Here is a 16,041-nt window from a genome sequence, read left to right as displayed (position 1 = left end):
GATATGGACTTAAAAATAGCAAGAACCTCTGTTGATGAAAAGCCAAAAAGTATAAGTTTAGAAAGTATTGAAAAGGCTGTGGATAAAGAAGGTCAAAAATTTTTCTATTTCGATAAAGATAATGCCCATAAGCAATTAATCGCTTTGGTGGAGCATTTTGAAAAAAAAGGAAAATGTGTTTATCATAGAACAATCAAATATGGTTTAGATGATGCAGATTTTATGTATGAGGTACATATTCTTTGAGTAAAAAACTTTTTATACAAACTTTAGGTTGTGCTATGAATGTGCGTGATTCAGAGCACATGATAGCTGAACTTAAAGAAAAAGAAAATTATGAATTAACTCAAGATGCAAAAGAAGCAGATTTGATTTTAATCAATACTTGCTCGGTGCGTGAAAAGCCTGTACATAAGCTTTTTTCAGAAGTTGGAAGTTTTGAAAAAATCAAAAAAAATGGAGCTAAAATAGGAGTTTGTGGTTGCACTGCTTCACATTTGGGAGATGAAATTTTCAAGCGTGCTCCTAGTGTGGATTTTGTTTTGGGTGCTAGAAATGTTTCCAAAATCACAAAGGCCGTAAATACTCCAAAATTTTTAGGTAATGATATAGATTTTGATGAGAGTAATTATGCCTTTGCAGATTTTAGAAATAGCCTTTATAAGACCTATATTAATATCTCCATAGGTTGTGATAAGCATTGTACTTATTGTATAGTGCCTCACACAAGAGGAGATGAGATTTCTATACCTTTTGAGATTATTAAAAATGAAGCATTGAAAGCTGTTTCTAAGGGTGCTAAAGAGATTTTTTTACTAGGACAAAATGTTAACAATTACGGCAAAAGATTTTCTAATGCTCATGAAAAGATTAATTTTTCAGATCTTTTGGAAAAGTTAAGCGAAATCGAAGGTTTAGAGCGTATCCGCTTTACAAGCCCACATCCATTGCATATGGATGATAGATTTTTAGAGGTTTTTTCTAAAAATCCTAAAGTTTGTAAGTCTATGCATATGCCTTTGCAAAGTGGTTCAAGTGAAATTTTAAAGGCTATGAAACGCGGTTATACTAAAGAGTGGTATTTAGATAGAGCATTGAAACTTCGTTCTATGTGTAAAGATGTGAGTATTTCTACTGATGTGATTGTGGCTTTTCCAGGTGAGAGTGATAAAGACTTTGAAGATACCATGGATGTGCTTGAAAAAGTGCGATTTGAGCAAATGTTTTCTTTTAAATACTCTAAAAGACCGCTAACTAAAGCTGCAACTATGCCAAATCAAATTCCTGATGATATAGCTTCAAAACGCTTGAGTGTTTTGCAAGCAAGACATACAGAAATTTTAGATGAAATTGTTGTAAAACAAAAAGATAAAGAATTTGAAGTTTTATTTGAAGAATTAAGAAGTGAAGGTTTTGTAGCAGGTAGAAGTGATAATAACTTTTTGATTCAAGTTAAAGGTAGTGAAGAGTTATTAGGACAAATGAAAAAAGTAAAAATCACCAATCCTAGGCGTATGGTGTTAAATGGCGAAATCCTTTAAGATTAATCTTTTAGCTTTTGGAATTTTTTTATTACAATGGCTAATTTTTTTAACTTGTAGAAAGGTTTATTTAGGGCAAAAGCTTCCAAAAAGATCATGCGTGATACTTTTTTGGCATGGGCGTCTTGCTCTAATGCCTTTTGCTTATCGTAAAATGGGTATTAAAGGAAAAAAAGCTTATGTTATGATTTCACACCATAAAGATGGGGAGATCATTGCTAGAAATATTGCTTTTTTTGGTTTAGATACTTTAAGAGGTAGCACAAGCAAAGGTGCTTTGGCTTTATTAAAACAATCTTTTAAAATTTTAGATCAAGGCGATGATGTGATTATCACTCCAGATGGGCCAAGAGGACCTTATCATAGTGTTTCAGATGGTTCTGTGATGATAGCTTTGAAAAAAAATGCTCCACTTTTTTTGCTAAATTATGAAGCAAGTTCTTTTTGGGAATTTAAAAGTTGGGATAAAATGATTTTACCTAAGCCTTTTTCTAAGATTACTTATAGATTAAGTGAAGAAATCAAAATACAAAATTTGAATTTAGAAGAAGCTAAAGTATTGATAAAAGAAAAATTTGATATGATAAGTCAAATAGATAAAGGATAAACACCATGTTATCTTTTTTTAGAAAGTATATTTTGCAGCTTTTAATTTGTATTTGTTATGATGAAAAACAATACATTATAAGATGTCATACTTGGAAAAAATCTCAACCAGTTGATACTTTTGAAAAAAGTTTTGAAGATAAAGAAAAAGCAATAGAATATGTTAAAAATTTAAGTAAAGACTTTCAAATTTATTATATTTGTACTTTTTTTACACCTATTGCTCAAGGTGTAGTGCCAAGTTCAAATTTTAAAGAGCTTTCTAATTTTGGAGTAGAAGCAAATAATGTTAAATGTATTCCTTTTAATAATGCTTTGTTGTATGTTTCCAATCAATCTTTGAGTTCTTACAAAGAAGATTATGAGGCTTTTGGTGGTTTAGATTTGCTTTACTCACCTTTTTCTTTGCTTTATCATTGTATAGCAAATAGAGGTTTTGAAGAAAAAATAGGCCTTTATGTGTATAGATATCATGATTTTGTTGCGATGTTAATTTGTAAAAATGAGATTATATTATTTGGAAGTTATTTTAATATAGCTAGTCAAAATTATGACGAAGTTGATTTTTTTGATGACATTAAAGAAGAATTTGATTTGCAAATTGATGATGAAAGCCAAGAAGAAGAAAATGAACAAAATTATGATTTAAAAAGTTTAGAAGAGATGAGTAAAGAACTTGATAAGCTTGAAGATTTAGATGAGAATGAAGAGCAGCTTCCTATGGAATCTTTAGAAAATTTTAGTTCAGATATGAAAATGATAGAATACATCATTTCAAGTGTAAAAGAATTTTATCATAATCCTTTGTATGATAATAGTTTTTTAGAAGAAATTGTAATTTTTGATGAGGAAAGTTTTAGTGCAACCTCGCTAGATTATTTAGAAAATGAGCTTTTTATAAAGCCAAAAGTAGAGCTTATAGATACTTTAAATTTGATGAATGAGCTTGTAGTTAAGGATTTGAAGCTATGAGATATAGTTTAATAAAGCCTAAGATAAAACCAGTTTTTAATCTTTTTACTAGAATTTGGATTTATTTTACTAGTATTAGTGTGTCTTTGATTTTTGTGGTGTTTATTGTTGTTGTTTTTAAAAGCTACTATGCATCTGTGCAACTTGATGATAAGAAAAAAGAATTGGCTCAAATCATAGCTCAAATTAATTCCAATAAACTTAAATATCAAGAATTAGTAAGACAAAATAATAAAGCAGAAATGATTTTAGGGGATTTAGAACAAGAACGAGAGAATGGTAAAAATAAAGTTTTATTAAAAAGTATTCAAAACCTTTTTACTTTAGTGCCTAAAAATATATCTTTAGATGAGGTTTTAATGGAAGATAGGTCGCTTATTTTAAGAGGTATTACACCTACTAAAGAAATGTTTGCCTTGTTGTTAGAAGCCCCATTAAGAAGTATTTTTTCAAATTCTCAAACAAGCTATTATCAATTAGAAAATGGGTGGTATCGCTTTGTTAGTGTAAATATTACTATACCAGAGGAAATGTATGAACAAAAAAGATAAGAGCTTAGAAGAAGCTGATATATTAAAGATATTGATTTATTCTTTTTCATTTGTTGCACTTTGTGCAATATTGATTTTATTCTTAATTGTACCTTTTTTGAAGGATTATAAAATCGAACATTCCAGATTAGCTGCTCAACAAATTCAAAACACCAAAGCATTAAATGAATTACAAGCTTTGGAAAAGGTTATTAGAGATTTTCAAAGCACAAACGCGCAAAATTTAGCTCAAATCAATGCAGAATTTTCTCAAAAAGAATTAATGGATTTTATGAAAAATTATTTTGATGATGTCAAAATAAATCTTATTCCTATTAAAAAAAGACAAGAATATTTAAAATATCAATTTGGAGTTAGCGTAAAGATGAAAAATCCACAAGCTTTTTATTCTTTTTTAAATGATTTACAAAGATATAAAAATTTAATAGAAATAAGTACGCCTGTTGAATTTAAATCAGAAGAAAAACACATTGATCTTAAATTTAGAATCAAAGTGTTTCATGCTTTAGCTATTCAAAAATAATTACTTCATTATTTTGATAAGGAGAGATTTTTTCTTCCTTTTTACTATCTTGTTTTATATCTTGAGCTTCTAAATTTTCTTGTACTTTTGATTCTTCCTTGATTTCTTTTATATTGGTTTTTAAACTAGAAGTGATTTCTTTGTAGAAAGTAACAAAAACTTTATCAATTTCCAAAGCACTAGCTGCAAGACTTTCATTTACTTGGGTTGGGACAGCACTATAAACTTGTCTAAAACTTTCTATACTTGCTTGACCTTTTATAGGATAGTTTAAAATAATAGGATCATTTAATTTTGCTGAACTTGTTGTGCTTTGGAAAGTATCTTCTTGATGCAAATTATTTAAATGACTTTGAGCTTCTAAAATAATCATAAAAGAAGATTCTACACTATCGCCTCCAAGACTTGAATTTCTTGTAACTTTATCCTCATATAAGTTAGCACTGATGGTAATATTAAAAGCATAATCAGGATTTTCATTATCTATTGTATATCCTTTACTTTCTAATAGTGCTTTACTATCTTTAGATAGCTGTTTTTTTAGTAATTCTAGGCTTTTATTGATTCTTTGATTTAGGGTAGATTGTTCAAAATAAGAACTATAAAAAGTATTTTTAATAATTTCTATTTCATTGATTTTAATTTTTGGGCTATTTTCTTTTGTATTGTTATGTTCTTCAAAAGAACTTTTAAAACTTGGCATAGAAATATAATAAGTTTTTTGATTACCAGTGCAAGCACTTAAAAATAAAATTATGCTAAAAAATAATAATATTTTTTTCATTATCTCTCCTTGTTATTTTTATAATTATACAATTTTTTGCTATATTATGTGTTTTATTATAAAGGCTTTTTTATGGAATTTTGGCAAAATATTTATGCAAATTTTGATGTAGTGGCTTTTGAAATTTTTGGTTTAAAAGTGCATTGGTATGGTATTATGTATGTATTAGCCTTACTTGTTGCTTTAATGGTTGCAAAATACTATGCTATTAAAGACAATATGGGAATTTCAAAAGCTATGCTTGATAGTTATTTTATATGGGTGGAAATTGGTGTAATTTTAGGTGCAAGATTGGGTTATATTTTAATTTATGATGCAAATACTTTATGGTATCTTACGCATCCTTGGCAAATTTTTAATCCTTTTTATAATGGAGAATTTGTAGGAATTAGAGGTATGAGTTACCATGGTGCTGTTATAGGATTTTTAATAGCAACTTATGCTTTTTGTAAAAAAAATAAACAAAATTTATGGAAATATTTAGATTTGGTTGCTATTAGTGTGCCATGTGGTTATATTTTTGGGCGTATTGGAAATTTTTTAAATCAAGAGCTATTTGGTAGAGCTACGGATGTACCTTGGGGTATTTATGTAGATGGGGTATTGCGTCATCCTTCGCAACTTTATGAAGCATTTTTAGAAGGTTTTATAGTTTTTATCATTTTATTATTGATAAAAAAATATAAAAAATACAATGGAGAGCTTATTGCTTATTATACAATTTTTTATGCTTTAGCGCGTTTTGTTTGTGAGTTTTATAGAGAGCCTGACTTTGGTATAGGCTTTGTTGTTTTTGGTATGAGTATGGGTCAAATTTTAAGTATTATAATGTTTTTATTAGGACTAATTTTATCTTTTTATTTAAGAAATATTAAAAAAAATTTATAAATTTTTATTTTTTTTAAGAATAAAAGTTCTATAATTGCTCCGATATTATAAATTATCAACTTTTTAAAGGAGTAAATATGAGCCAACTCATTGAAGGTTTTTTAGGCAAGAGTGTTGATGGCAAAAAAAGCAAAATGCCAGCAAAACTTGACTATATTCAAAGTGCAACAGGCTTGATTTTAGGCTTGTTTATGTGGGCACATATGTTTTTCGTTTCTACCATTTTGGTTAGTGATGATTTTTTTGATTCAGTAGTTCACTTTTTGGAACTAAAATTTATCATTGATAGCCCTATGATGAGCTACATCACTTCTTTTTTAGCCGCCTGTGTTTTAGTGATTTTCTTTGTGCATGCAGGTCTTGCAATGAGAAAATTTCCTATCAATTTTAGACAATATCAACTTTGTAGAACACACTTAAAATATATGAATCATGGTGATTCTTCTTTATGGTGGGTTCAAGCTGCAACTGGTTTTGTAATGTTTTTCCTAGGTTCAGCGCATTTGATTTTTGTTATAACTAATGCAGATAAAATCAGTGCTGATATGTCAGGCGATAGAGTGGTAAGTCATTTTATGTGGTTATTTTATATTGCCTTATTAATCTGTGTTGAGTTACATGGAAGTATTGGTTTATATAGATTATGTGTAAAATGGGGTTGGTTTGAAGGTAAAGATGCAAAAGAAAGTCGTAAAAAACTTAAAAAAGCAAAATGGTTTATTAGTATTTTCTTCTTGGTTTTAGGTGTATTAAGCTTAGCTGCTTTTGCAAAAATAGGTCTTAATAATTACCAAAACAACTCTGTAGCGCAAATAGTAAAAACTTATGATGGAGCTAAATATGAACATACAATATAGTGATGCTTTAGTTATTGGTGGTGGTCTTGCAGGTTTAAGAGCTGCTATTGAAGTTGCAAAAAGTGGTCAGAGTGTAACTTTATTAAGTATTTGTCCGGTTAAAAGATCTCACTCAGCTGCTGTACAAGGTGGTATGCAAGCAAGTTTAGGAAATAGTGTAAAAGGCGAAGGTGATAATGAAGATGTGCATTTTGCTGACACAGTAAAAGGATCTGACTGGGGCTGTGATCAAGAAGTAGCTAGAATGTTTGCACAAACTGCTCCAAAAGCGGTTCGTGAGCTTGCTGCTTGGGGTGTGCCTTGGACTAGAGTTACAAAAGGACCTAGAACTGTTGTTATAAACGCTCAAAAAACTACTATCGAAGAAAAAGAAGAAGCACACGGTCTTATAAATGCAAGGGACTTTGGTGGTACTAAAAAATGGAGAACTTGTTATATAGCTGATGCAACAGGGCATTGTATGTTATATGGTGTGGCAAATGAAGCGATTAAACATCAAGTTAAAATCATTGATAGAATGGAAGCAGTAAGATTAATTCATGATGGTAAAAAATGTTTAGGAGCTATTGCTAGAGATTTAACTAATGGAGAATTAATTGCTTATGTTGCTAGAGGAACTATGATTGCAACAGGTGGTTATGGTAGAATTTATAAACAAACTACAAATGCTGTTATTTGTGAAGGTACGGGAGCTGCTATTGCACTTGAAACTGGACTTTGCAGACTTTCAAATATGGAAGCAGTGCAATTTCATCCAACTCCAATCGTGCCAAGTGGTATCTTACTAACTGAAGGTTGTAGGGGTGATGGTGGTATCTTAAGAGATGTTGATGGTTACCGCTTTATGCCTGATTATGAGCCTGAGAAAAAAGAACTTGCAAGTAGGGATGTTGTAAGTCGTAGAATGATGGAACATATTAGAAAAGGAAAAGGGGTAAAAAGCCCTTATGGAGATCATTTATGGCTTGATATTTCTATCCTTGGTCGTGCTCATGTTGAAAAAAATCTTCGTGATGTTCAAGATATTTGTAAAACATTTAATGGTATTGATCCTGCTGATGAGGGTCCAAAAGGCTGGGCGCCAGTTTTACCTATGCAACATTACTCAATGGGTGGTATTAGAACTAAACCAACCGGCGAAAGTCAATGGCTAAATGGTCTTTTTGCGTGTGGTGAAGCAGCTTGTTGGGATATGCACGGATTTAACCGCTTGGGTGGAAATTCATGTTCAGAAACTGTTGTTGCAGGTATGATCGTGGGAGATTATTTTGCACAATATTGTAAAGAAAATGGTTCAGAAATTGATACAAACATCGTTAAATCTTTCCTTTCTAAAGAGTATGATTACTTAAAATCTCTTGTAAGTAAAGAAGGAAAGCATGATGTCTTTGAAATCAAAAACAGAATGAAAGACATTATGTGGGAAAAAGTAGCTATCTTTAGAACAGGTCAAGGTCTTGAAGAAGCGGTTAAAGAGCTTGAAGAGTTATATCATAAATCACTTGATTTAAAAGTACATGATAAAGAATTAAAATGTGCAAATCCAGAGCTTGAAGAAGCTTATAGGGTTCCAAGAATGCTAAAAATTGCTTTATGTGTTGCTTATGGTGCGCTTTTAAGAACAGAAAGCCGTGGGGCTCATTATAGAGAAGATTATCCAAAAAGAGATGACTTAAATTGGATGAAAAGAACAAATACTTACTGGGTAGAAGGTGAAAGTATGCCTAGAGTTGAGTATGAAGATCTTGACATTATGAAAATGGAAATTCCACCTGCATTTAGAGGTTATGGTGCTAAAGGAAATATCATTGAAAACCCATTAAGTGAAAAACGCCAAGCTGAAGTTGATGCGATCCGTGAAAAAATGGAAGCAGAAGGCAAAGGTAGATATGAAATTCAACATGCTTTAATGCCTTATGAATTACAAGCTAAATTTAAAGCACCAAATCAAAGAATAGGAGTTGATTATGAGTAGAAAATTAACAATAAGAGCATTTAAATATAATCCATTAAGTAAAATTTCTAAGCCTCATTTTGTTACTTATGAGCTTGAAGAAACTCCATTTATGACGATTTTTGTGTGCTTAACTCAAATCAGAGAAAAAATGGATGCGGATTTGAGTTTTGACTTTGTATGTAGAGCAGGGATTTGTGGAAGCTGTGCTATGATGATCAATGGTAAGCCAAAACTTGCTTGTAAAACATTGACAAAAGACTATCCAGATGGTGTTATAGAGCTTATGCCTTTACCTGCATTTAGACACATAAAAGATTTAAGTGTTAATACAGGTGAGTGGTTTGATGGTATGTGCAAACGCGTTGAAAGTTGGGTGCATAATGAAAAAGAAACAGATATTTCTAAACTTGAAGAGCGTATTGAGCCAGAAGTTGCTGATGAGACTTTTGAACTTGATCGTTGTATAGAGTGTGGAATTTGTGTTGCTTCTTGTGCGACTAAGCTAATGAGACCTGATTTTATCGCAGCTACTGGACTTTTAAGAACAGCTAGATATTTACAAGATCCACATGATCATAGAACTATAGAGGATTTTTATGAATTAGTGGGCGATGATGATGGTGTATTTGGATGTATGTCTTTACTTGCATGTGAAGATAATTGTCCAAAAGAACTACCTTTACAAAGTAAAATTGCTTATATGAGAAGACAGCTTGTCGCTCAAAGAAACAAATAATCCTAGCCCCCAAGAAAAGGGGGCACTTAAAACCTTACTAAAACAAATTTGGCAAAATCATAGTGTTTATCTTGATACAAATACACTTTTTGATGAAAGTTTAATTGACGCTCAAAAAGCAGCAATTGTTTTAAGTACTAATCTTGATAATTATGAAAGATTTAGCGCTTTAAATGAATTTAAAAATTTGATGAAAAGTTTAAATTTACGCTTAGATCTTTATGGTATACAGTATGCACAGGTTTGTTTTATTAATGCTTTAAATTTGGGAATTTTAGATAAAAACGAGCTTTTAAAAGCCTTGGAAAAACTTCAAAAAATCACCGATAATACTTTAATATGTGCTTTTGTATCTAAACAAAAAGTTATTCAAAAAGATTACAAGCAAGAAGTTAAAAACTCACATCAAACACTAGATCTCATTAATCAAAACTTACAAGAGCTTTGCGAGGATGAAAAAGCTCAAAAACTTTTACAAGAAGCTTTGGTTAAATTTAGTAATATTGATTTTTCTATCGCGGTAACGGGTGTGGTAAATGCAGGTAAATCAAGCATGCTAAATGCGCTTTTAAAAAAAGATTTTTTAGGTGTATCTAATGTGCCTGAAACTGCAAATTTGAGTGTTTTAAAATACGGCAAAGATCAAAAAGCTAAGATATATTTTTGGAGTGATGAAGAATGGCAAGATATTTTAAAAAGCTCTAAAGATAATCAAGACATGCAAGAACTTATAAAACAATTAGAGCAAAATTTTAATCTAAATGAATATCTTGAAAAAGAAAATAAAAATATAGAAATAAAAATTGAAGAATTAAAAAATTATACTAGTGCAAAAAACAAAATCTCAGCACTTATTAAAAAAATAGAGCTTTTTTCATCGCTTGATTTTTTAAAAGATAATGTTTGTATAGTTGATACCCCAGGACTTGATGATGTTATTATCCAAAGAGAGCTTTTAACAAAAGCGTATATAAGCAAGGCTGACTTTTTAATCCACCTTATGAATGCTTCTCAAAGTCTTAGTCAAAAAGATTGTGATTTTATTATAGAATGTTTGCTAACTTCAAGGGTAAGTAAGCTTTTAATTGTGCTTACTAAGGCTGACTTGCTTAGTCAAAAAGACTTGCAAGAAGTAATTAACTATACTAAAAATAAACTCAAAGAAAATTTAGCACAAAAGCAGCTTAGCCAAGAATTATTAGATAATTTAGATTTTGTGTGTATTTCTTCAAAATTAGCTAATGATTTTTATCAAAAAAAAGGTGGAAATTTAGAACAAAGTAATATTTTAACACTAGAAGAACTTATAGCTAAAAGCTTATATGATAAAAACAAAATTGCTCTAAGTGCTTATAAAAAAGAATTATTATTACATTTAGAAAAAATAGAAGAAAAAATTAAATTTTCTAATAAAATGCTAAATTATGAAAGCTTTGAGCTTGATAAGCAAAATCAAACTATTATCAATAATTTTAAAGCAAAAAAAGAAAAATTAATGCAAGTAAAAGCAGAACTAAGTGCTATTTTTAACACAAAAGATGAAAATACTCAAGAAATTTTAACACTTTTGCATTTACTAGCTAAGAAATTAAAAGAAAAACTTATAGATGAGCTAAAATATAATCAAAATAATAAAATCAAAAACAACACTCAAAGACTAAATACTATCATTGATATGACTTTAAAAGATGGAATTTTTGATCTTTTAAGAGAGCTAAAACAGCAAAGTGAGTATAAAATTAATGAGCTTAAAACCACACTAAGTGTGAAATATGATTTTTTAAAAGCTATTTTAGAGCAAAATTGTGATGATTTTAAAAGTAAGGTTGAAACAAAAATAGAAAGCATTTTTACCAATGATCTTTTTATGGCATTAAAAGCGGAGCTTTTAAAAAATTTAGAATCCACGCAAGATATTTATAAACTAGAAAGCTCTTTAGAAAATCAAATTTTAGAAAAATTACAAACATTTAATATAGAAAAAATCGCCCTAGATTTAAAAAATAATCAAGAATTTTTTGCTAATTTAGAGCTTAGTTTAAATTTATATGAAAAAGAGCAAAAAGAACAAATCAAAGACTTAAAAGACTTGATTTTACAAATAGAACAAAATGAACAAAATTCCAAAGAGTTTTTAGAAAAAAATAATACAAAATTACAAAGTTTAAAGACTTTAAAAACGGAGCTTTTAAATGCAAAATGATTTGATTAATGATTTTTTAAAAGCTTATGAAAATGCTTATTGTAAAAGCTTTGATGATAGTTTTGAAGGAAAAATCTTAGCAATCAAAAATGCATTTTTAGAACCGAGTTTGCATTTAAATGATGTCTTTTTAAAAGATCTTGAGATGATTATAGCTAGCTATAAAAGAGCCATTAATGTGGCCATTATAGGGCAATTTTCCAGCGGTAAATCCACGCTTTTAAATTTGATTTTACAAAAAGAATGCCTGCCAACAGGCGTGGTGCCAGTGACTTTTAAGCCCACTTTTTTACGCTATGCTAAGGAGTATTTTTTAAGAGTTGAATATGAAGATGGCAGTGATGAGATTGTAGATATAGACGAGCTTGCTAAATTTAGTGATCAAAGAAATGAGCTAAAAGAAACTAAAAGTTTGCACCTTTTTGCGCCTATTGAACTTTTAAAAGATATCACACTTATAGATACCCCAGGTTTAAATGCAAACACCACCGATACGCTAACTACTTTTAAAGAGCTTTCTTTTATGCATAGTGCTATTTGGCTTAGTTTGATTGATAATGCAGGTAAAAAAAGTGAAGAAGATGCTATAAAGGCAAATGCTAAGCTTTTAGAGCGTGGTGGAATTTGCGTGCTTAATCAAAAAGACAAGTTAAATCAAGATGAGCTAGAAAATGTTTTAAATTATGCACATTTAGTTTTTGATAAGTATTTTGAAAAAATCATCGCAATTTCATGCAAAGAAGCAAAATTTGATTTGCAAAAGTCAAATTTACCTTTGCTTTATGAGTATTTAAAAGAACTTGATTATGAGTGCATTAAAAAAGATTTTATTAAAGAAAAACTTAGTAATTTATGCGAGCTTTTGTCAAATCAATATGATTTATTTCAAAATGCGCTAGAGCAATTAGAGCTTAAATTTAATACTATTTTGCAAACTTTCAAAACAAGCAAGCTAGAGCAAAAAATCAAAATTTTAAATCATAATTGTTTAGATAAATTAAAACTTGTTGGAGAAAAAATTGCTCAAGAAATTTTAAAATTTATCAAAGAAAAAGATAGTAGTTATTATAAAGAAGCTAAGGGTTTATTTAAGAAAAATCTTTATGAAAAAGTTGCTTATAAAGCACCATATCTTTCAAGTGATGATGCGTTTTTGGCTATGTTTTATAATTCTGAAGCAATGAATAAGGAATTTAAAAGATTAAAAAATGAAATTGCTTTAGAATTTAGTCAAATTAAAGATGATTTTTCCTTATTTTTTACTCATTTAGAAGAGCAAATTTTGCTTTTTAAGGCTCAATTTTCAAATTTACAAAAAGAAAATGCCTTAGAAAGTGAAAAAGAATTTGCTAGTTTTAGAAGCTTTGCTAGTGCTAGTGAAGAACTTTTTTTAAAAGATTTTAAACAATTATTGTTTAAAAGCCAACTTGAACTTGATCTATTTTTAGAAAAGCTTAATCTAAAGGCTTTGGCAAATTATGAAAGTGCTACTAAACTTACTTTGGGATTTTTTAGTACTAAAATGAATGCAAGTAAAGAATTTTACGAGCTTGATAGCACTGAGTTTAGCTTGTATCATCCTAAAGCAAGTGAAGTACATCAAAGAGTATTAACCGAGATTAATGTATATGAATTTGAAGATTTGCTTTTAAATAAGCCTGTGGTTTTAAAAATTTATAAAAATTATATGCAAAGTTTTGTTGATTTTATTGAGACTAAAAGACAGATTATTTTGAATTTAAAAAGTGAATTTGAGGCTAAAAAATCAATGATTTCTAGCATCAAATCCCAAATTTCTAAGCTTTAAAAATTTTTTCTAAGTGTGCTTTATAATTTGTGAAATATTCTTGTACTTGAGGATTTTTGATTACATCATTGGCTATAAAAGTAGGTAAAGCACTCATTCCTAAAAACTCATGTGCTTTGTGAAAGTGTAAATACACTCCATCAACTCCGGCTCCATTAAAGAATTCATTTTCATCATCAAAAGCTTGTATTGGAGCATTCCAAGTTAGTGAAAGCATGTATTTTTTATTTTTTAAAAGCCCACCTGTGCCATAATTTTTAGTAGGTTCATTATGACTTCTACCATCGTTTTTATAAAACACTCCATGCCCTGCTGTGAAAACATCGTCAATGTATTTTTTCACTATCCAAGGCTCTCCCATCCACCAACCAGGCATTTGCCAAATCAAAACATCAGCATTTAGAATTTTTTCTACCTCATCGTTTGTGTTATAGCCTTGATCTATGTGTGTTTGTTGAGTTTGTAAATCAAGCTCTTGTAAAGTCTTAAGTGCAAGCTCATGCAAGCTTGTGTTTAATCTTCCTTTGGAGTGTCCAAATTCTTTTGCACCATTTAATAATAATACTTTTTGCATATTTTTCCTTTTTATATTTTTAAAATTATAATTTAACTATAATTTTATTTCAATACTGAAATTTATGTAAGATACTATATAAAAGGAAAGTATATGGAAGAAAAGTGCGATTTTATGGAATGCGGATTTAATTATACTTTATCTTTGATTTCGGGAAAGTATAAGATGAGTGTTTTGTATTGTTTGTTTCGTTATGAAGTTGTAAGATATAATGAACTTAAAAGATATCTTGGTAATATTTCTTTTAAGACTTTGACACATACTTTAAGAGAGCTTGAAAATGATGATTTAATCACGCGTAAAGAATACCCACAAATCCCTCCAAAAGTAGAATACCGCCTTGCTAAAAAAGGACAAAGTTTAATTCCTATTTTACAAGCGATGTGTGATTGGGGCGAGGCAAATCAAAAGGAAGAAAAATGATAGAATTATTAGATGGTATAAATTTAGAAAAATACATGGGTACATGGTTAGAAATGGCTAGAAAACCTGCGTTTTTTCAAAAAACTTGCAAAAGTGCTAAGGCAGAATATGAGCTAGAGTATGAAGGCTCTACGCCTATAATTAAAGTCAAAAATATATGCACTAAAGAAAATGGAGAAATCTCTCAGGCAAATGGCAAAGCTAGGGTAAAATCACCAAGATCTTTAGCGGTTAAATTTAGTATTTTTATGAATGTTTTTAACAAGCCAAATTATGAGATTATTTACATTGACACAAGCTATCAAGTTTCTATCGTAGGTAGTCCTGATAAAAAATATTTATGGATTTTGTCAAGAGAGATTTTAGCAAAAGAGCAAATAAACTCTTTGCTTGAAATAGCCAAGCAAAGAGGTTTTGATACTAGCGATGTGATTTTTGATGAGTATTAATCCTGCTCACTCATATCGATTACATAACGGAATTTGGCTTTTCCTGAAGTGAGGTTTTCATAAGCTTTGTCAATCTCGCTTGGTTTGATGAGTTCAATTTCAGGATAAATTCCATGTTCTAAAGAAAAGTCAAGCATTTCTTGAGTTTCTTTAATGCCCCCAATAAGCGAGCCATATACTTTTTTACCGGCTTTATGTACAAAATGAATGATGTTAATGCTAGGACTTACTTCATGTGGAGGTAATCCTACTATAGCCATCTCACCACCAAATTTTAATAAATCCATATAAGCTAGCGGATCATAAGGGGTTGGTATGGTAGAGATGATGAGGTCAAATCTTTCTTTCACCACACTTTTATCTGTACTAGTATAAAAATTACTCACACCCATAGCTAGAGCTTCTGATTTTTTGTTCTCATTTCTTGCAAAAACACTTACTTTTGCACCCATTTTCACAGCATATTTTACTGCCATCATACCAAGTCCACCAAATCCTGCTACAGCTACGCTTGAGCCTTTTTTGATGTTTGAAAATTTAAGCGGTGAGTAGGTAGTAATACCTGCACAAAGTAAAGGCGCTACTTTGTCAAGTGGTGCATTTTGTGGCACATTGATAGCAAATTTTTCACTTACTACGATGTTGTTTGAGTAGCCTCCATAGGTGTTTTCATTATCATGAAATACATCTTTACAGTTATAAGTGTAGATGGTTTTACCATTTTCGCAAAATTGCTCTTGAGATTTTTTGCATGCTTCGCACTCTCCGCATGAGTTTACCATGCACCCAACCCCAGCATAATCGCCTACTTTAAATTTACTCACATTTTCACCTACTGCGATGACTTCTCCTGCTATCTCATGGCCAGGTACGCAAGGGTAGGTTGCTTCGCCCCATTCGCTTCTTGCAGTGTGTATGTCGCTATGGCAAATTCCTGCGTATTTGATAGCGATTAAGATGTCGTTTTTACCTACTTTATGGCGTGTAAATTCAAAAGGTGTAAATTTAGAATCTTTGCTAAGCATAGCATAACCTTTGCTTTTAACACGACCATTTTCTAAAAAGATTTTTGAGTCCATTTTATCTCCTTTGTGGTTTTTGAAATTATATTAAAGCTAGGTTTTTATTGCAATAGGGAAAATAAAGTAAGATACTATACTAAAGGTAAGT

17 protein-coding genes are annotated in these 16,041 nt (G+C 30.2%); 14 read left to right on the top strand and 3 right to left on the bottom strand.

Annotated elements, in window-relative coordinates:
• Nucleotides 1–3: 3 nt before the first annotated feature.
• The 6 genes from L8X38_RS01660 to L8X38_RS01635 are packed head-to-tail and all read left to right on the top strand — an operon-like array spanning nucleotide 4 to nucleotide 4,193.
• On the top strand, nucleotides 4–246 hold the full coding sequence (locus L8X38_RS01660; RefSeq protein ID WP_070255886.1) for an HP0268 family nuclease: 243 nt from the start codon (nucleotides 4–6) through the stop codon (nucleotides 244–246).
• The gene (gene miaB, locus L8X38_RS01655) at nucleotides 243–1,541 is read left to right on the top strand and encodes a tRNA (N6-isopentenyl adenosine(37)-C2)-methylthiotransferase MiaB (RefSeq protein WP_220566266.1); all 1,299 of its coding nucleotides are present in this window, start codon (nucleotides 243–245) and stop codon (nucleotides 1,539–1,541) included. Before L8X38_RS01660 ends, miaB begins: the two co-directional genes overlap by 4 nt.
• The gene (locus L8X38_RS01650; protein ID WP_039617569.1) at nucleotides 1,525–2,148 is read left to right on the top strand and encodes a lysophospholipid acyltransferase family protein; all 624 of its coding nucleotides are present in this window, start codon (nucleotides 1,525–1,527) and stop codon (nucleotides 2,146–2,148) included. Before miaB ends, L8X38_RS01650 begins: the two co-directional genes overlap by 17 nt.
• A gap of 5 nt (nucleotides 2,149–2,153) precedes the next feature.
• Entirely contained in the window at nucleotides 2,154–3,119 is a 966-nt protein-coding gene (locus L8X38_RS01645; protein ID WP_133319440.1) for a hypothetical protein, read from the top strand.
• Nucleotides 3,116–3,670 carry a hypothetical protein gene (locus L8X38_RS01640; RefSeq protein ID WP_220566268.1) on the top strand — a complete coding sequence of 185 codons (555 nt, stop codon included), beginning with the start codon at nucleotides 3,116–3,118 and terminating at the stop codon, nucleotides 3,668–3,670. Before L8X38_RS01645 ends, L8X38_RS01640 begins: the two co-directional genes overlap by 4 nt.
• Complete coding sequence (locus tag L8X38_RS01635) at nucleotides 3,654–4,193, top strand: hypothetical protein (protein WP_070255897.1); 540 nt, start codon at nucleotides 3,654–3,656, stop codon at nucleotides 4,191–4,193. The genes L8X38_RS01640 and L8X38_RS01635 overlap by 17 nt, the downstream gene beginning before the upstream one ends.
• Here L8X38_RS01635 and L8X38_RS01630 read toward each other — a convergent pair.
• Nucleotides 4,180–4,977 (bottom strand): membrane lipoprotein lipid attachment site-containing protein, encoded by a 798-nt coding sequence (locus L8X38_RS01630; protein ID WP_263661090.1) that lies wholly within the window; start codon nucleotides 4,975–4,977, stop codon nucleotides 4,180–4,182. The genes L8X38_RS01635 and L8X38_RS01630 overlap by 14 nt on opposite strands.
• A gap of 72 nt (nucleotides 4,978–5,049) precedes the next feature.
• Here L8X38_RS01630 and lgt point away from each other — a divergent pair, with 72 nt between their 5' ends.
• The 6 genes from lgt to L8X38_RS01600 all read left to right on the top strand — a co-directional run bounded on the left by lgt (nucleotide 5,050) and on the right by L8X38_RS01600 (nucleotide 13,425).
• Nucleotides 5,050–5,865 carry a prolipoprotein diacylglyceryl transferase gene (gene lgt, locus L8X38_RS01625; RefSeq protein ID WP_220566270.1) on the top strand — a complete coding sequence of 272 codons (816 nt, stop codon included), beginning with the start codon at nucleotides 5,050–5,052 and terminating at the stop codon, nucleotides 5,863–5,865.
• A gap of 77 nt (nucleotides 5,866–5,942) precedes the next feature.
• Complete coding sequence (locus L8X38_RS01620; protein WP_070255907.1) at nucleotides 5,943–6,722, top strand: fumarate reductase cytochrome b subunit; 780 nt, start codon at nucleotides 5,943–5,945, stop codon at nucleotides 6,720–6,722.
• Nucleotides 6,706–8,697 carry a fumarate reductase flavoprotein subunit gene (locus L8X38_RS01615; protein WP_220566271.1) on the top strand — a complete coding sequence of 664 codons (1,992 nt, stop codon included), beginning with the start codon at nucleotides 6,706–6,708 and terminating at the stop codon, nucleotides 8,695–8,697. Before L8X38_RS01620 ends, L8X38_RS01615 begins: the two co-directional genes overlap by 17 nt.
• Nucleotides 8,690–9,415, top strand: coding sequence for a fumarate reductase iron-sulfur subunit (locus L8X38_RS01610; protein ID WP_012661078.1), 726 nt, complete (start codon nucleotides 8,690–8,692; stop codon nucleotides 9,413–9,415). Before L8X38_RS01615 ends, L8X38_RS01610 begins: the two co-directional genes overlap by 8 nt.
• Nucleotides 9,393–11,618, top strand: a complete 2,226-nt coding sequence (locus L8X38_RS01605) for a dynamin family protein (RefSeq protein ID WP_263661089.1) — start codon at nucleotides 9,393–9,395, stop codon at nucleotides 11,616–11,618. The genes L8X38_RS01610 and L8X38_RS01605 overlap by 23 nt, the downstream gene beginning before the upstream one ends.
• A complete protein-coding gene (locus L8X38_RS01600) occupies nucleotides 11,608–13,425 on the top strand; it encodes a dynamin family protein (RefSeq protein ID WP_263661088.1) in 1,818 nt (605 codons plus the stop codon). The genes L8X38_RS01605 and L8X38_RS01600 overlap by 11 nt, the downstream gene beginning before the upstream one ends.
• Here the strand turns inward: L8X38_RS01600 and L8X38_RS01595 are convergent.
• Entirely contained in the window at nucleotides 13,415–13,999 is a 585-nt protein-coding gene (locus L8X38_RS01595) for an NAD(P)H-dependent oxidoreductase (RefSeq protein WP_263661087.1), read from the bottom strand. The two genes, L8X38_RS01600 and L8X38_RS01595, sit on opposite strands and share 11 nt — an antisense overlap.
• Nucleotides 14,000–14,092: 93 nt before the next feature.
• On the opposite strand from L8X38_RS01595, the gene rrpA reads away from it, so the two are divergent.
• Nucleotides 14,093–14,422: a MarR family transcription factor RrpA gene (gene rrpA, locus L8X38_RS01590; RefSeq protein ID WP_263661086.1), complete on the top strand. Its 330-nt coding sequence runs from the start codon at nucleotides 14,093–14,095 to the stop codon at nucleotides 14,420–14,422.
• Nucleotides 14,419–14,871 carry a lipocalin family protein gene (locus L8X38_RS01585; protein WP_263661085.1) on the top strand — a complete coding sequence of 151 codons (453 nt, stop codon included), beginning with the start codon at nucleotides 14,419–14,421 and terminating at the stop codon, nucleotides 14,869–14,871. The genes rrpA and L8X38_RS01585 overlap by 4 nt, the downstream gene beginning before the upstream one ends.
• Here L8X38_RS01585 and L8X38_RS01580 read toward each other — a convergent pair.
• Complete coding sequence (locus L8X38_RS01580; RefSeq protein WP_263661084.1) at nucleotides 14,868–15,950, bottom strand: NAD(P)-dependent alcohol dehydrogenase; 1,083 nt, start codon at nucleotides 15,948–15,950, stop codon at nucleotides 14,868–14,870. The genes L8X38_RS01585 and L8X38_RS01580 overlap by 4 nt on opposite strands.
• Between the last annotated feature and the right edge of the window lie 91 nt (nucleotides 15,951–16,041).

The sequence above is a fragment of the Campylobacter sp. CNRCH_2014_2452 genome (assembly GCF_025772865.1).
GTDB classification, from domain to species: domain Bacteria; phylum Campylobacterota; class Campylobacteria; order Campylobacterales; family Campylobacteraceae; genus Campylobacter_D; species Campylobacter_D lari_D.
This window is presented reverse-complemented; position numbering and strand designations above follow the sequence as displayed.

What these genes read in the sequence shown, in the direction of transcription:
- L8X38_RS01660 (WP_070255886.1), top strand. Translation starts at nt 4, where the DNA reads ATGGACTTAAAAATAGCAAGAACCTCTGTTGATGAAAAGCCAAAAAGT.
- L8X38_RS01650 (WP_039617569.1), top strand. Translation starts at nt 1,525, where the DNA reads ATGGCGAAATCCTTTAAGATTAATCTTTTAGCTTTTGGAATTTTTTTA.
- L8X38_RS01645 (WP_133319440.1), top strand. Translation starts at nt 2,154, where the DNA reads ATGTTATCTTTTTTTAGAAAGTATATTTTGCAGCTTTTAATTTGTATT.
- L8X38_RS01640 (WP_220566268.1), top strand. Translation starts at nt 3,116, where the DNA reads ATGAGATATAGTTTAATAAAGCCTAAGATAAAACCAGTTTTTAATCTT.
- L8X38_RS01635 (WP_070255897.1), top strand. Translation starts at nt 3,654, where the DNA reads ATGAACAAAAAAGATAAGAGCTTAGAAGAAGCTGATATATTAAAGATA.
- L8X38_RS01630 (WP_263661090.1), bottom strand. Translation starts at nt 4,977, where the DNA reads ATGAAAAAAATATTATTATTTTTTAGCATAATTTTATTTTTAAGTGCT.
- lgt (WP_220566270.1), top strand. Translation starts at nt 5,050, where the DNA reads ATGGAATTTTGGCAAAATATTTATGCAAATTTTGATGTAGTGGCTTTT.
- L8X38_RS01620 (WP_070255907.1), top strand. Translation starts at nt 5,943, where the DNA reads ATGAGCCAACTCATTGAAGGTTTTTTAGGCAAGAGTGTTGATGGCAAA.
- L8X38_RS01615 (WP_220566271.1), top strand. Translation starts at nt 6,706, where the DNA reads ATGAACATACAATATAGTGATGCTTTAGTTATTGGTGGTGGTCTTGCA.
- L8X38_RS01610 (WP_012661078.1), top strand. Translation starts at nt 8,690, where the DNA reads ATGAGTAGAAAATTAACAATAAGAGCATTTAAATATAATCCATTAAGT.
- L8X38_RS01600 (WP_263661088.1), top strand. Translation starts at nt 11,608, where the DNA reads ATGCAAAATGATTTGATTAATGATTTTTTAAAAGCTTATGAAAATGCT.
- L8X38_RS01595 (WP_263661087.1), bottom strand. Translation starts at nt 13,999, where the DNA reads ATGCAAAAAGTATTATTATTAAATGGTGCAAAAGAATTTGGACACTCC.
- rrpA (WP_263661086.1), top strand. Translation starts at nt 14,093, where the DNA reads ATGGAAGAAAAGTGCGATTTTATGGAATGCGGATTTAATTATACTTTA.
- L8X38_RS01585 (WP_263661085.1), top strand. Translation starts at nt 14,419, where the DNA reads ATGATAGAATTATTAGATGGTATAAATTTAGAAAAATACATGGGTACA.
- L8X38_RS01580 (WP_263661084.1), bottom strand. Translation starts at nt 15,950, where the DNA reads ATGGACTCAAAAATCTTTTTAGAAAATGGTCGTGTTAAAAGCAAAGGT.